This is a genomic window from Microbacterium sp. H6 (assembly GCF_003314775.1).
Lineage (GTDB): Bacteria > Actinomycetota > Actinomycetes > Actinomycetales > Microbacteriaceae > Microbacterium > Microbacterium oxydans.
Window position 1 is genome coordinate 1 of record NZ_QOAY01000276.1, and the last position, 12,875, is coordinate 12,875.

Annotated in this window: 13 protein-coding genes and 1 pseudogene; 7 read left to right on the forward strand and 7 right to left on the reverse strand. The window is 66.8% G+C overall.

Going from position 1 to position 12,875, the window contains the following annotated elements:
- On the forward strand, positions 1 to 436 hold a 436-nt coding region (locus tag DSP71_RS17945; protein ID WP_181800773.1), incomplete at its 5' end, for a helix-turn-helix domain-containing protein.
- A 42-nt stretch (positions 437 to 478) separates the two neighbouring features.
- On the opposite strand, the gene DSP71_RS17950 is transcribed toward DSP71_RS17945, so the two are convergent.
- The 6 genes from DSP71_RS17950 to DSP71_RS17975 form a co-directional block, all read right to left on the reverse strand.
- A complete protein-coding gene (locus tag DSP71_RS17950; RefSeq protein ID WP_046749776.1) occupies positions 479 to 1,873 on the reverse strand; it encodes an aspartate aminotransferase family protein in 1,395 nt (464 codons plus the stop codon).
- Entirely contained in the window at positions 1,870 to 2,337 is a 468-nt protein-coding gene (locus DSP71_RS17955; protein ID WP_045263434.1) for an Lrp/AsnC family transcriptional regulator, read from the reverse strand. The genes DSP71_RS17950 and DSP71_RS17955 overlap by 4 nt, the downstream gene beginning before the upstream one ends.
- Positions 2,338 to 2,420: 83 nt before the next feature.
- Positions 2,421 to 3,578, reverse strand: coding sequence for an acyl-CoA dehydrogenase family protein (locus DSP71_RS17960; protein WP_113681735.1), 1,158 nt, complete (start codon positions 3,576 to 3,578; stop codon positions 2,421 to 2,423).
- Entirely contained in the window at positions 3,575 to 4,333 is a 759-nt protein-coding gene (locus DSP71_RS17965; protein WP_046749774.1) for an alpha/beta fold hydrolase, read from the reverse strand. Before DSP71_RS17965 ends, DSP71_RS17960 begins: the two co-directional genes overlap by 4 nt.
- Before the next feature lie 59 nt (positions 4,334 to 4,392).
- Positions 4,393 to 5,307 (reverse strand): sugar kinase, encoded by a 915-nt coding sequence (locus DSP71_RS17970; protein ID WP_113681736.1) that lies wholly within the window; start codon positions 5,305 to 5,307, stop codon positions 4,393 to 4,395.
- Complete coding sequence (locus DSP71_RS17975; RefSeq protein WP_046749772.1) at positions 5,304 to 6,467, reverse strand: MFS transporter; 1,164 nt, start codon at positions 6,465 to 6,467, stop codon at positions 5,304 to 5,306. Before DSP71_RS17975 ends, DSP71_RS17970 begins: the two co-directional genes overlap by 4 nt.
- 435 nt (positions 6,468 to 6,902) lie before the next feature.
- On the opposite strand from DSP71_RS17975, the gene nrdH reads away from it, so the two are divergent.
- From nrdH to DSP71_RS18005, 6 genes are all read left to right on the forward strand, one after another.
- Complete coding sequence (gene nrdH, locus DSP71_RS17980) at positions 6,903 to 7,136, forward strand: glutaredoxin-like protein NrdH (protein ID WP_045263439.1); 234 nt, start codon at positions 6,903 to 6,905, stop codon at positions 7,134 to 7,136.
- 6 nt (positions 7,137 to 7,142) lie between these two features.
- On the forward strand, positions 7,143 to 7,577 hold the full coding sequence (nrdI, locus tag DSP71_RS17985; protein ID WP_045263440.1) for a class Ib ribonucleoside-diphosphate reductase assembly flavoprotein NrdI: 435 nt from the start codon (positions 7,143 to 7,145) through the stop codon (positions 7,575 to 7,577).
- Positions 7,574 to 9,718: a class 1b ribonucleoside-diphosphate reductase subunit alpha gene (gene nrdE / locus DSP71_RS17990; protein WP_046749771.1), complete on the forward strand. Its 2,145-nt coding sequence runs from the start codon at positions 7,574 to 7,576 to the stop codon at positions 9,716 to 9,718. Before nrdI ends, nrdE begins: the two co-directional genes overlap by 4 nt.
- Before the next feature lie 50 nt (positions 9,719 to 9,768).
- A complete protein-coding gene (gene nrdF, locus DSP71_RS17995; protein WP_045263442.1) occupies positions 9,769 to 10,746 on the forward strand; it encodes a class 1b ribonucleoside-diphosphate reductase subunit beta in 978 nt (325 codons plus the stop codon).
- Positions 10,747 to 10,949: 203 nt separating this feature from the next.
- Positions 10,950 to 12,035, forward strand: coding sequence for a serine hydrolase (locus DSP71_RS18000; protein ID WP_113681737.1), 1,086 nt, complete (start codon positions 10,950 to 10,952; stop codon positions 12,033 to 12,035).
- A complete protein-coding gene (locus DSP71_RS18005; protein ID WP_113681738.1) occupies positions 12,032 to 12,391 on the forward strand; it encodes a hypothetical protein in 360 nt (119 codons plus the stop codon). The genes DSP71_RS18000 and DSP71_RS18005 overlap by 4 nt, the downstream gene beginning before the upstream one ends.
- Before the next feature lie 33 nt (positions 12,392 to 12,424).
- Here the strand turns inward: DSP71_RS18005 and DSP71_RS24240 are convergent.
- Positions 12,425 to 12,875, reverse strand: a pseudogene (locus tag DSP71_RS24240) (hypothetical protein); the annotation flags it as partial.

Genomic DNA, 12,875 nt, shown 5'->3' on the forward strand with positions numbered 1-12,875 from the left:
GGTCTTCGTGGGGCCCCCTGCGGATGACGTGCTGGGGCTGCTCGCCTCGCTTCGGGCCGCGCGCGATCTGGCGGCGAGCGACCGTTCGGACAGCGGTCCCCGCGTGCGGCGCGTCGACGACCGTCCGCTGGAGCGGTTCGTCGCCTCGCTGCGCGACGACCATCGCCTTCTCGCGCACAGCGAGCGGATGCTGGCGCCGGTCGTGTCGTACGACCGGGAGCGCCGAGGAGACCTGATCGACGTGCTGTCGGCGCTCGTCGCACACCCCGGGAATCGATCAGCGGCGGCGAACGCCAGTCACCTCTCGCGGTCGGTCTTCTATCAGCGCCTCACGTTGATCGGCGATCTGCTCGACGCGGACCTCGACGACGGGGAGACGCTCGCCGCGCTCCATCTCGCACTGCTGGCGAGGCGGAGCGCGACGCCCGTGGCCTGACCCTGCGTCCTCGCCGTCGTGGCGCCGTCGTGGCCGGGACGGTCAGAGTACGGACTGCGCGCGCGTCAGCACATCCCGCAGGATCTGCTCGATCTCACGGAACTCGGACGGTCCGACCGTGAGCGGCGGTGCGAGCTGGATCACAGGGTCGCCGCGGTCGTCGGCGCGGCAGTACAGCCCGGCCTCGAACAGGGCGGGGGACAGGAAGCCGCGCAGCAGCCGCTCGGACTCGGCATCGTCGAAGGTCTCCTTCGTGCCCTTGTCCTTCACGAGCTCGATGCCGAAGAAGTAGCCGTCGCCGCGCACGTCGCCGACCAGCGGCAGGTCGAGCAGCTTCTCGAGCTCTGCACGGAACAGCGGGGAGTTCTCCCGCACGTGCGCGTTCAGTCCCTCTTCGTCGAAGATCGCGAGGTTCTCCAGCGCGACCGCGGCTGACACCGGGTGCCCGCCGAACGTGTAGCCGTGCGGGAAGGACAGGTCGCCCTTCGAGAAGGGCTCGTAGATGCGGTCGCTGACGATCGTCGCGCCGATCGGGGAGTACCCGCTGGTCATGCCCTTGGCGCAGGTGATCATGTCGGGCACGTAGCCGAGACCCGTGCAGGCGAAGGTGTGACCGAGACGCCCGAAGGCGCAGATGACCTCGTCCGAGACGAGCAGCACGTCGTGACGGTCGCAGATCTCGCGCACCCTGGCGAAGTAGCCGGGAGGGGGTGGGAAGCAGCCGCCGGAGTTCTGCACCGGCTCCAGGAAGACCGCGGCGACCGTGTCGGCGCCTTCGAAGAGGATCATCTCCTCGATGCGGTCGGCCGCCCAGCGTCCGAACGCTTCGAGGTCGTCGGCGGGTCCGCCCATCTCGGCCGCGCGGTAGAAGTTGGTGTTCGGCACACGGAAGCCACCGGGGGTGATCGGCTCGAACATCGACTTCATCGCGGGGATGCCGGTGATCGCCAGGGCTCCCTGCGGCGTGCCGTGATAGGCCACCGACCGCGAGATGACCTTGTGCTTGGCGGGCTTGCCCTGCAGCTTCCAGTAGTGCTTGGCGAGCTTGAACGCGGTCTCGACCGCCTCGCCGCCGCCGGTGGAGAAGAAGACCTTGTTGAGGTCGCCCGGCGCCTCGTCGGCGAGACGATCGGCCAACTCGATCGCGGCCGGGTGCGCGTACGACCACAGGGGGAAGAACGCCAGCTCGGAAGCCTGCGCCGCGGCAGCCTCGGCCAGTCGACGTCGACCGTGCCCTGCGTTCACGACGAAGAGGCCGGCGAGCCCGTCGAAGTACTCCTTGCCCTTGGCATCCCAGATGCGGTGCCCCTCGCCCTTGACGATGATGGGCACGCCAGACTCGGCCATCGTGGACTGCCGGGTGAAGTGCATCCAGAGATGGTCCTTCGCCATCGTCTGCAGTGCGGACTCGGAAGGTATGGTGCGTGCGGTGCTCATCTGGTCCCCCAGTTGTAGAGCTGCTTCTGCAGCTTGGCGTAGATGAAGGTCTCGGTGGAGAGGACGCCGTCGATCGGGCGGATGACGTCGTTGATCAGCGCGAGCAGGTCGTCGTCGTCCTCGCAGACCACCTCGGCGAGGACATCGAAGGATCCGACCGTGATGACCACATAGTCGACGGCGTCGATGGCGGCGATGGCCTCGGCGACGCGGCGGGCGTCGCCGGACACGCGCACGCCGATCATGGCCTGGCGGTGGAAGCCCAGCTGCATCGGGTCGGTGACGGCGACGATCTGCATCACGCCGGACTCGGTGAGCCGCTGCACGCGCTGGCGCACGGCGGCTTCGCTCATCCCGACGGTGCGGCCGATCTCGGAGTACGAACGTCGTCCGTCCTCCTGGAGCAGCTCGACGATCGTCTTCGAGACCGCATCGAGGGAAGGGTGCTTCTTCGCCGGACTCATGGTGCGATCCTCGCACTCCACGATGCGCTGAGCAACCGATTTCGTGGAATCTGGCTATTCGTCCAGCGGAATCGGCAGGAATCTCAGCTCTCGAGCGGCCCCAGCCAGGCGCTCGCCGCCGTGGAGTGCGCGGACTCGGGGTCGGACGGGTGGAACGCTCCGGCCAGAACGTCGCGGTAGAGGCGCGAGAGTTCGTTGGCCGAGAAGTACGACCCGCCGCCGGCGACGAGCATCGCCTCGTCGACGACGTGCTTGGCCATCGTGATCGCCCGATGCTTGACACCGGAGAGCTGGGGGAACCACCGCGCGCCGTGATCGACGCGCTCATCCACATCGCGTGCGAGCGCGGCGATCTGCGGGGGCAGCGCGTCGTAGGCGATGGCCATGTCGGCGATGCGCCAGCGGATGTCGGGATCCTGGCTGTACGCGAGCCCGGTCTTCTTCGAATGCCGCTTCTGCGCCGTGGCCACCGCGAGCTCCAACGCTCGCCGGGCGATCCCCGTGTAGACGGAGGCGAGCAGGATCTCGAAGACCGAGAAGATCCCGAACACGATCGGGTCGGGGCTGGGCCCCGGATCGATGCGTCGCACGACGTGGGCGGCGTCGGACACGGCGCCGTTCAGCCGGGTGGTCCTGCTCTGCGTGCCCCGCATGCCGAGGGTGTCCCAGTCGTCGGAGGTGGTGACGGCATCTGTCCGCTCAACGAAGGCGAAGACCAGCTTCGGGGCATCGGGGCTGGTGGTGTCGAGACCGTGCAGGCCCAGGCGCGTCCAGACCGGGGCGAGGGAGGTGAAGATCTTCGTTCCTGTGAAGGAGTAGCCGCCGTCCCGGTCCGGCTCAGCCGCCGTGTCGCTGCCGAACAGCACCAGGTCGTTGCCGCCCTCGCTGATGCCGAACGCGAAGACCTCACCAGCGACGGCGCCGTCCTGCACGAACTCGAGGCCGGGGACCCCGCGGTCGGAGAAGACCTTCGCGACGCCCGTCCAGACGAGGTGCATGTTGATGGCCAGGGCTGTCGCCGGGGCCGCCCCCGCCAGGCGCTGCTGCAGGATCGCGGCCTCGGCCAGCCCGAGTCCCGCGCCACCGCGCTCTCGTGGCACCAGGATCGACAGGTACCCGGCAGCCCGTAACTCGTCCAGGTCCTGCTGAGGGAAGGTGTTCTCGCGGTCGTGGATCGGCGCGCGCTCGCGGATGCGCTCGAGGAGGGCGTCGGGAAGGAATGCTGCGGGATCGAATGTCATGCCAGTGCCTCCAGAAGCTGCCGTACCGATTCCTCCGGGCGGTCGCGGTGCAGGGAGTGCCCTGCACCCTCGACCACCGATAGGGAGATGAGGGGGTTCGCGGCGAGCACCTCGTCGGCGAGCTCTCCCGTGAAGATGCTGTAGACGGCGGGATCCGCGCCGATCACGTGCGTGGGGACCGTTAGGCGCGCCGCTTCTGCGCGCACGTCCCATGGTCGATTCTGGGCGCTGGTCTGCTCCACGGCCCACGCGCTCGCACGCCGCACGGCGTCGACCTTGAGCTCCTGATCCTGCGGATGCCAGTGCGGATGCTCCTGCTGCACGACCTCGATCCGGGTGTCGGCGAACGCGCGTTCCTGGCTCCGGCGGATGATCGCGGCGTCGCGACCGTCCACGTGGATCGCCGGGTCGATGAGCACGAGGCGTCGGGTCCACTCCGGGCTGGAGGCCGCGGCGACCGTGCTGGCCGCGCCACCGAGCGAGTGACCGATGACGGCATCCCAGGCACGGTCGCCGTCGGGGATGGTCTCGGCGAGGTCGGCCCCATAGGCGGAGACCGAGTAGTCGAGGGAACGCGGAGCGTCGCCGTGCCCGCGGAGGTCGACGGCGGTCGCGTGCCAGCCCGCGTCGGCGAGAGCGTCGCCGAGACGCCACATCAGTGCGCCTGAAGACCCGAGACCGTGCACCAGAAGGGCGCGACGGGAGGCCGACGGCGACCCCCACGAGAGGCGGGGAAGAGTGAGCGGTGCGGCCATGCCCCCAGCCTATGACCGGGGACGTGCCGGGGTCCCCGGAGCGCGCAGTCTCGCGCGCATCAGCGCAGTGGCACCAGAGGCGGGAGGTCGGCCGCGATGGTCAGCACGCGCCCCGCGGCCGCGTGACCGGCGGAGAGGCGTGAGGTGAGGTCTTCTCCGTCGAGGGTCGCCGCGAGGAAACCGGAGGCGAAGGCATCCCCGGCGCCGACCGGCTCGACGACGTCGACCACGGGGGCGGGGACGAAGACAGGCTCGGCTTCCCCCTCGAACGCCGTGGCGCCGACATCGCCGTCCTTGACGATGAGCAGGGCGCAGTTCGGCAGGAACGCGCGGATCTCGGTCGGGGTCACCGTCCCCCAGATGCGCTCGGCCTCATCGCGGCCGACGAAGGTGATGTCCGCGGCGTCGGCGAGGCGGGCGAGCGTCTCGGCGGCATCGTCCCTGCTCCACAGGGGACGACGGTCGTTCACATCGAACGACACGAGGGCGCCGGCTGCGCGTGCATCGGTGAAGAGCCGGTCGACCATCTGCCGACACGAGGCCGACAGTGCTGGCGTGATCCCGGTGGTGTGCACGATGCGCACCCCGTCGAGGCGGGAGGGGTCGAGGAACCCCTGCTCCATGCGCGAAGCGGCTGATCCGCTGCGGTAGTAGTAGACGGAGGAGGACTCCGCGCCCGGGTCCTTGAACATGACCCCGGTCGGGGCGGAGTCGTCGCGCTCGACCCACAGCTCCACCCCGCGGCGTTCGAGCTCGGAGGCGATGCGGTCTCCGAGCGGATCGGCGCCGAGGCGGGATGCCCAGGCGACGCGGTGTCCCGTCGAGGCGACGCCGGCGGCCACGTTGGACTCCGCGCCGGCGAGTCCGACCGACGCCTCGGCGGCTTCGGCGAGCCGGGAGTCGGTCGGAGTGATCAGCGCCATGGTCTCGCCGATGCAGACGATCTCGGGGAAGGAGGAGGAGGGAGAGCTCATGAGGGGGTGACCGCCAGGGGTTCGGTGTCGGGGTGGGGGCTCGCGTCGCGGTGACGCAGGTCCGGGAAGGAACGGACGAAGACGACGGCCACGATCAGTCCGACCGCGGCGAAGATGGTGGCGGCGAGGTAGGCGCCGCGCCAGTCGCCCACATCCACGAGGAAGCCGGCGACAGCGGAACCGGCGGCGGCGCCGATGAGCTGTCCGGTGCCGGCCCAGCCGAAGGCCTCAGCGGTCTCGCTGAACTTCACGCTGGCCGAGGTGATCGCGAAGAGCACCGCCAGGGCGGGCGCGATGCCGATGCCGGCGAGGATGAGGGTGCCGCCCAGCCAGAACACGTTGAGCATGACCATCGTCAGCCCGAGGCCGATCGTGACGATCAGCAGACGGCGGGCCATGGCCCAGGGCCCGATGGGGATGTGGCCGAAGGCGAGACCACCGGCGAGGCTTCCGGCCGAGAACACGGCGAGGACGAGTCCGGCGGCGAGGCTTCCGTGCTCGAAGGTCGCCACGACGCCGACCTCGACGGCGGCGCAGGCTCCGATCAGGAGGAACCCGATCACGGTCGCCAGCATCACGGGCGGCTTGAGCACGACTTTTCCGAGGGCGTTGCGGCTGCGCGGGATGCGCACCCGCCCGACCTCGGGGGAGAGGATGAACCACGCGCCGCCGCCGACGAGGATGATCGCGACCAGCAGCAGACCCTCGGCGGTGCCGATCTGGGTCGAGACGAGTGTGATCACGACGGGCGCGAGCACCCAGATGATCTCCTGCAGCGACGCGTCGAGGGAGAACAGCGGGGTGAGGTTCGAGGAGTTCACGAGCTTGGGGTAGATCGTGCGCACGGCGGCCTGTACCGGTGGGGTGGAGAGGCCGGCGATCATCCCGAGCGCCATGTACCCCGGCACCTCGAGCGGAAGCAGAGCCAGACACAGTACGGCCACCACACACACCGACAGGGTGAGAGTGAGCACTCGACGCATGCCCCAGGCGCCCATCCAACGGCTGGTGATGGGGCCGGCGATCGCCTGGCCGACGCTGGTCGCGGCGAGGACGAGACCAGCGGACCCGTAGGAGCCGGTCTGCTGCTCGACGTGCAGCAGGATCGCCAGCGACATCATCCCGTTGGGGAAGCGCGCGGTCAGTTGAGCAGCGATCATGCGCGCCACTCCCGGCGTGCGAAGAAGATCCCGATATCCCGCCACCAGACAACGGTACCGGCCCGCGGGGCCGGTCGCGGATGGGGCGATCCGCGACACGCCCGCGACACGCCGAAGGGTGAATTCCACAGGAATCCGAATGTCGGTGGGGCGTCGTAACGTGCCCCCTGTGGATGGATCGCTCACAGGGGCTTCCCAGCCGCGATTTCACGCGGTTCGCCTGCCTTCGGAAGGGGGCTCGGCCTGTGGAAGAAACGGTGGAGAACCTGTGTTGTATCTGTTGAGAACGGTGGATAACTACACGGATGTAACTACTACCCCTTGTGGTCGCCCCCAATGTCGGTCCCCATATGTAGTATTGAAGTCCCGGCAGGGGGTCTACCGGGAAACAGCCTGATGAGAAGCAGGCCAGAGATTTGAGGGGTTACGAAAAAGATGTCGATCACGGTCTACACCAAGCCTTCCTGCGTTCAGTGCAACGCCACCTACCGTGCCCTGGATGCCAAGGGAATCGAGTACGAGGTCCTCGACCTGTCGGAAGACCCGACGGCGCTCGAGCAGGTCAAGGCGCTCGGCTACATGCAGGCACCCGTCGTCGTCACCGACGAGGGCCACTGGTCGGGCTTCCGCCCCGACAAGATCGACGAGCTCGCGTCCCGTCTGGCGTGACGCACCATGAGCGCCGTCGCGACCGCAGCGCCGCTCCTGGTCTACTTCTCGAGCGTCTCGGGTAACACCGCGCGTTTCATCGAGAAGCTCGGGTTCCCGTCCCGACGCATCCCCCTCCACCGGAACGAAGAAGACCTCGTCATCGACGAGCCCTTCGTGCTGGTCACCCCCACCTACGGCGGGGGAGCGGGGCGCGGCGTCGAGAAGGGCGCCGTTCCGAAACAGGTGATCCGGTTTCTCAACGACGAGCGCAACCGACGCCACATCCGCGGAGTGATCTCCGCGGGGAACACCAACTTCGGCGATGCCTTCTGCCTCGCCGGTGACATCATCAGCCGCAAGTGCCACGTGCCTCACTTGTATCGGCTCGAGATCTTCGGCACACAAGACGATGTGGATCGCGTGAGCGACGGATTGGAACGACGGTGGCAGCTTCAGTGACCGAGACAGTGGCATTCAAGGCGAACCCCTCCTACGAGGGTCTCGACTATCACGCCCTCAACGCGATGCTCAACCTGTACGACGCGAACGGGAAGATCCAGTTCGACGCCGACAAGCGAGCCGCGCGGGAGTACTTCCTGCAGCACGTGAACCAGAACACGGTGTTCTTCCACTCGCTCAAGGAGCGCCTGGACTACCTCGTGGAGAAGGAGTACTACGAGGGCGCCGTCATCGAGAAGTACTCGATGGAGTTCATCCAGAAGCTCAACGACCTCGCCTACGGCAAGAAGTTCCGCTTCGAGACGTTCCTCGGCGCGTTCAAGTACTACACGAGCTACACGCTCAAGACGTTCGACGGCAAGCGCTACCTCGAGCGCTTCGAGGACCGCGTCGTCATGACCGCCCTCGGTCTCGCCGACGGCGACGAGAAGCTCGCCGTGGCCCTCGTCGAGGAGATCATCTCCGGTCGTTTCCAGCCGGCGACCCCCACCTTCCTCAACGCCGGCAAGGCGCAGCGCGGCGAGCTCGTCAGCTGCTTCCTCCTGCGCATCGAAGACAACATGGAGTCGATCGCCCGCGGCATCAACTCCGCGCTGCAGCTCTCCAAGCGCGGTGGCGGCGTCGCACTCCTGCTGTCGAACATCCGCGAGTCGGGTGCGCCGATCAAGCAGATCGAGAACCAGTCCTCGGGCATCATCCCGGTCATGAAGCTCCTCGAAGACAGCTTCAGCTACGCCAACCAGCTCGGTGCGCGTCAGGGCGCCGGCGCGGTGTACCTCAACGCGCACCACCCCGACATCATGCGCTTCCTCGACACCAAGCGGGAGAACGCCGACGAGAAGATCCGCATCAAGACGCTGTCGCTGGGCGTCGTCGTGCCCGACATCACGTTCGAGCTCGCCAAGAACGACGAGGACATGTACCTGTTCTCGCCGTACGACGTCGAGAAGGTCTACGGCGTTCCGTTCGGCGACATCTCGGTCACCGAGAAGTACCGCGAGATGGTCGACGACCCGCGCATTAAGAAGACCAAGATCAACGCGCGCGAGTTCTTCCAGACCGTCGCCGAGATCCAGTTCGAGTCCGGCTACCCGTACGTCATGTTCGAAGACACGGTGAACAAGGCCAACCCGATCAAGGGTCGGATCAACATGTCCAACCTCTGCAGCGAGATCCTGCAGGTGAACACGCCGACCACGTACAACGACGACCTGTCGTACGACAACATCGGCAAGGACATCTCCTGCAACCTCGGTTCGATGAACATCGCGCTGTCGATGGACGCCGACGACCTCGGCCAGACCGTCGAGACCGCGATCCGGGCACTGACCGCGGTCAGCGACCAGAGCCACATCGGCTCGGTGCGTTCGATCGAGGACGGCAACGACCGCTCGCACGCCATCGGCCTGGGCCAGATGAACCTGCACGGCTACCTCGCTCGCGAGCACGTGTACTACGGCTCCGAAGAGGGCATCGACTTCACGAACATCTACTTCTACACGGTGCTGTTCCACGCGCTGCGCGCGTCTAACAAGCTCGCGATCGAGCGCGGCACGACGTTCGACGGGTTCGAGGACTCGACCTACGCGTCGGGGGAGTTCTTCGACAAGTACATCGACCGCGCCTGGGTTCCCGAGACCGAGAAGGTCAAGGAGCTGTTCGCAGGCAAGCACATCCCGACACAGGACGACTGGGCCGAGCTGAAGGCGTCGATCCAGAAGCACGGCATCTACAACCAGAACCTGCAGGCGGTGCCGCCGACCGGCTCGATCTCGTACATCAACAACTCGACGTCGTCGATCCACCCGATCGCGTCGAAGATCGAGATCCGCAAGGAAGGCAAGCTCGGCCGCGTCTACTACCCGGCGGCGTTCATGACGAACGACAACCTGGAGTACTACCAGGACGCGTACGAGATCGGCTACGAGAAGGTCATCGACACGTACGCCGCGGCCACGCAGCACGTCGACCAGGGCCTGTCGCTGACGCTGTTCTTCAAGGACACCGCCACCACGCGTGACATCAACAAGGCGCAGATCTACGCATGGCGCAAGGGCATCAAGACGATCTACTACATCCGCCTGCGTCAGCTGGCGCTCGAGGGCACCGACATGGCCGAGTGCGTCTCGTGCATGCTCTGACCTGTTGCTGACCTGAGAACGCGGCCGAACCCCGAGGAACGACGAAGAAAATGACTCCCGAAAGACTCAAGCTGGTCTCCAGCGTGCAGGCGATCAACTGGAACCGTATCCAGGACGACAAGGACCTCGAGGTCTGGAACCGTCTGGTGAACAACTTCTGGCTGCCGGAGAAGGTGCCGCTGTCGAACGACGTGCAGTCGTGGAACACGCTCACCCCCGACGAGCAGCTGCTCACCATGCGGGTGTTCACGGGGCTCACGCTCCTCGACACGATCCAGGGCACGGTCGGTGCGGTGTCGCTGATCCCCGACGCGATCACTCCTCACGAAGAGGCCGTGTACACGAACATCGCGTTCATGGAGTCGGTGCACGCGAAGAGCTACTCCTCGATCTTCTCGACGCTCGCGTCGACGAAGGAGATCGATGAGGCGTTCCGCTGGTCCACGGAGAACCCGAACCTTCAGAAGAAGGCTCAGATCATCATGGACTACTACCAGGGCGATGACCCGCTCAAGCGCAAGGTGGCCTCCACCCTGCTGGAGTCGTTCCTGTTCTACTCGGGGTTCTACCTGCCGATCTACTGGTCGTCGAAGGCGAAGCTGACGAACACGGCCGATCTGATCCGCCTCATCATCCGTGACGAGGCCGTGCACGGGTACTACATCGGCTACAAGTTCCAGAAGGGCCTCGAGAACGAGACCCAGGCGCGTCGCGATGAGCTCAAGGACTACACGTTCTCGCTCATGTACGAGCTCTACGACAACGAGGTGCAGTACACGCAGGACCTCTACGACGGTGTCGGTCTGACCGAAGACGTCAAGAAGTTCCTGCACTACAACGCCAACAAGGCCCTGATGAACCTGGGCTACGAGGCGATGTTCCCCTCCAGCGTCACGAACGTGAACCCGGCCATCCTGTCGGCGCTCTCGCCGAACGCCGACGAGAACCACGACTTCTTCTCGGGGTCGGGCTCGTCGTACGTCATCGGCAAGGCCGAGGCCACGGAAGACGACGACTGGGACTTCTGAGAAGTCGTCTCGGCAGACTCCCGTCCTAGGTCGGGTGGGGCTGAAGAAGGGCCGTGGGGTGTTCGCATCCCACGGCCCTTTCTGCGAGATGAGCGACCTGCGACGCGAACGTGAGGGGAGCCCACGAGCACGTGGCTTTTGTAACGGCATCCGATGACAGGCGGGCACTTCTGCGGGGCGCTGATCCTTGATGGCATGAAGGTATGACAAGACCTTCCCTGCTCGCGATCGGCTCTGCCGCGGTCGCGGGGTGCATCGTGCTCGCGCTCGGCATCATCGCGACCCCACCTTCCCCCAGTCTCAGACCGCACTCGAGCGGCGACGCTGCGCTCGCCCGGACGGTCGAGCGGACCGCGCGTGCCGAAGGGGCACTCGACCGCCTGAGTGTGGGGTACATCGACCTGCGGTCCGATGACGCGGCGATCACGACCGGCTTCGGCGCCGATGACGACACGGAGTACGAGATCGGTTCGGTGACGAAGACCTTCACCGGCCACCTGTTCGCGATCGCGATCGACCGCGGGGAAGTCTCTCCGACCGAGACCCTGGCGAAGGTCTTCCCGGTCCTGGACGGCACTCCGGCGGGATCTGCGACCCTGGTGAGCCTGTCGAACCACACCTCAGGACTCCCCAGCCTCGACGAGGCATCCACCCCGCGGGTGCTGCTCGACACGATCACCAACAGCAACCCGTACCGAGGCGGCGTGAACGATCTGCTCGAACAGGCGGGCCGGCAGCAGCTCTCCGACGCCGGGACCTTCCGTTACTCGAACCTGGGCATGTCGTTGCTCGGACAGGCGCTCGCAGAACGGGCGGGTGTCGAGTACCCGGCGCTCCTGCAGGAGCGGATCTTCGACCCGTTGCAGATGACGCAGAGCAGGATCTCGCTCGACGGGGCCGACTTGCAGGACCCGACGACCGGATACTCTGCGACCGGCGTGCCTCAGGCGCCCTGGTCGATCGCCGCGTTCGCGCCCGCTGGCGGCATCCGCTCGACGCTCGGCGACATGACGAAGTACCTTCGTGCGCTTCTCGACGGTTCCGTTCCCGGCGCAGCGGCCATGGACCGCCACCCCGGCAAGGGTGGGATCGACGAGGGGTATGCCTGGACGATCATCGATCAGGAGGACGGCCCGACGTTGACTCTGCACAACGGGCAGACGGGAGGCTTCGCGTCGTTCCTCGTCCTCGATCGTGAGGGCGGCCGGGGCACGATCGTGCTCTCCAACACCGCGGCGCAGCTTCCGGGGGTCGCTGTGAACCTCATCGAGAAGGGCATCACCGAATGAACCTGTTCCTCGCCATCGCACTCGTGGCGTTCTCCGCGCTCTACGCCGTCAGAGCGTGGGGGATCAAGCGGTTCCGGATCGCGGACCGGACGGCCGCCATCGCCGAATCCGTCGGACTCCTCGCCGTGTTCACCGTGCTGCACTTCGCCACGGGCTGGGCCGGCGTGTCGATCGCGCTGTGGTTCGCGGCCGTCGCGCTCGCCGCCGGTGGCGTGGTGGGGCTCGTGCTGCGCGTCGACGCTCTCCCGTGGATCCGGACGCGCCGCCGACTCACCTGGCGTGTGATCCGCCTGGCGCTCGGCGGGCTGGTGTCTGCGGTCGTGTTCGGACTCGGGGCGATCTCCGCCTTCGGATGACCCGGACGATCGACGGGGAGAGGAGCCGTGGCATCACTCGATCCCGCGGCTCCTCTCGTCCGCCAGGCGGGCGCGTCGATCCTCCTCACGCTTCGAGTAGGTGGCGGCGCGGATCGCGTCGTCGGATTCCAAACCCGTGCCCAGAGCCCCGCCGAGCGTCGCCGCCGATGCGACGAACCACGTGAGCACGAAGAGATCCTCGACGCCGACCGTCCGCCCGAGCGCTTCGCTCATCACGGTCGTATCGAGCACGAAGAGCGCCCACGCCAGATTCACCACGTACAACGCCAGGTAGCAGATGATGATGCCGATGGTCAGCGTCAGGATCGTCGAGGTGTTGTAGAGGCGGGATCTCTCGCGCGCCTGTGTCGAGTCGTCGTCCGGGCGGTCCCAGAGCCTGCCGTCGATCACGATCCAGGCGATGAGGATCGCGATGGAGGCAACGGTCGCGGCCGCCAGGCGCCAGCCGGACAGCGAGATGGCG

Coding starts and splice junctions, on each gene's coding strand:
- DSP71_RS17950 (WP_046749776.1), bottom strand. CDS start 1,873: ATGAGCACCGCACGCACCATACCTTCCGAGTCCGCACTGCAGACGATG.
- DSP71_RS17955 (WP_045263434.1), bottom strand. CDS start 2,337: ATGAGTCCGGCGAAGAAGCACCCTTCCCTCGATGCGGTCTCGAAGACG.
- DSP71_RS17960 (WP_113681735.1), bottom strand. CDS start 3,578: ATGACATTCGATCCCGCAGCATTCCTTCCCGACGCCCTCCTCGAGCGC.
- DSP71_RS17965 (WP_046749774.1), bottom strand. CDS start 4,333: ATGGCCGCACCGCTCACTCTTCCCCGCCTCTCGTGGGGGTCGCCGTCG.
- DSP71_RS17970 (WP_113681736.1), bottom strand. CDS start 5,307: ATGAGCTCTCCCTCCTCCTCCTTCCCCGAGATCGTCTGCATCGGCGAG.
- DSP71_RS17975 (WP_046749772.1), bottom strand. CDS start 6,467: ATGATCGCTGCTCAACTGACCGCGCGCTTCCCCAACGGGATGATGTCG.
- nrdH (WP_045263439.1), top strand. CDS start 6,903: ATGTCGATCACGGTCTACACCAAGCCTTCCTGCGTTCAGTGCAACGCC.
- nrdI (WP_045263440.1), top strand. CDS start 7,143: ATGAGCGCCGTCGCGACCGCAGCGCCGCTCCTGGTCTACTTCTCGAGC.
- nrdF (WP_045263442.1), top strand. CDS start 9,769: ATGACTCCCGAAAGACTCAAGCTGGTCTCCAGCGTGCAGGCGATCAAC.
- DSP71_RS18000 (WP_113681737.1), top strand. CDS start 10,950: ATGACAAGACCTTCCCTGCTCGCGATCGGCTCTGCCGCGGTCGCGGGG.
- DSP71_RS18005 (WP_113681738.1), top strand. CDS start 12,032: ATGAACCTGTTCCTCGCCATCGCACTCGTGGCGTTCTCCGCGCTCTAC.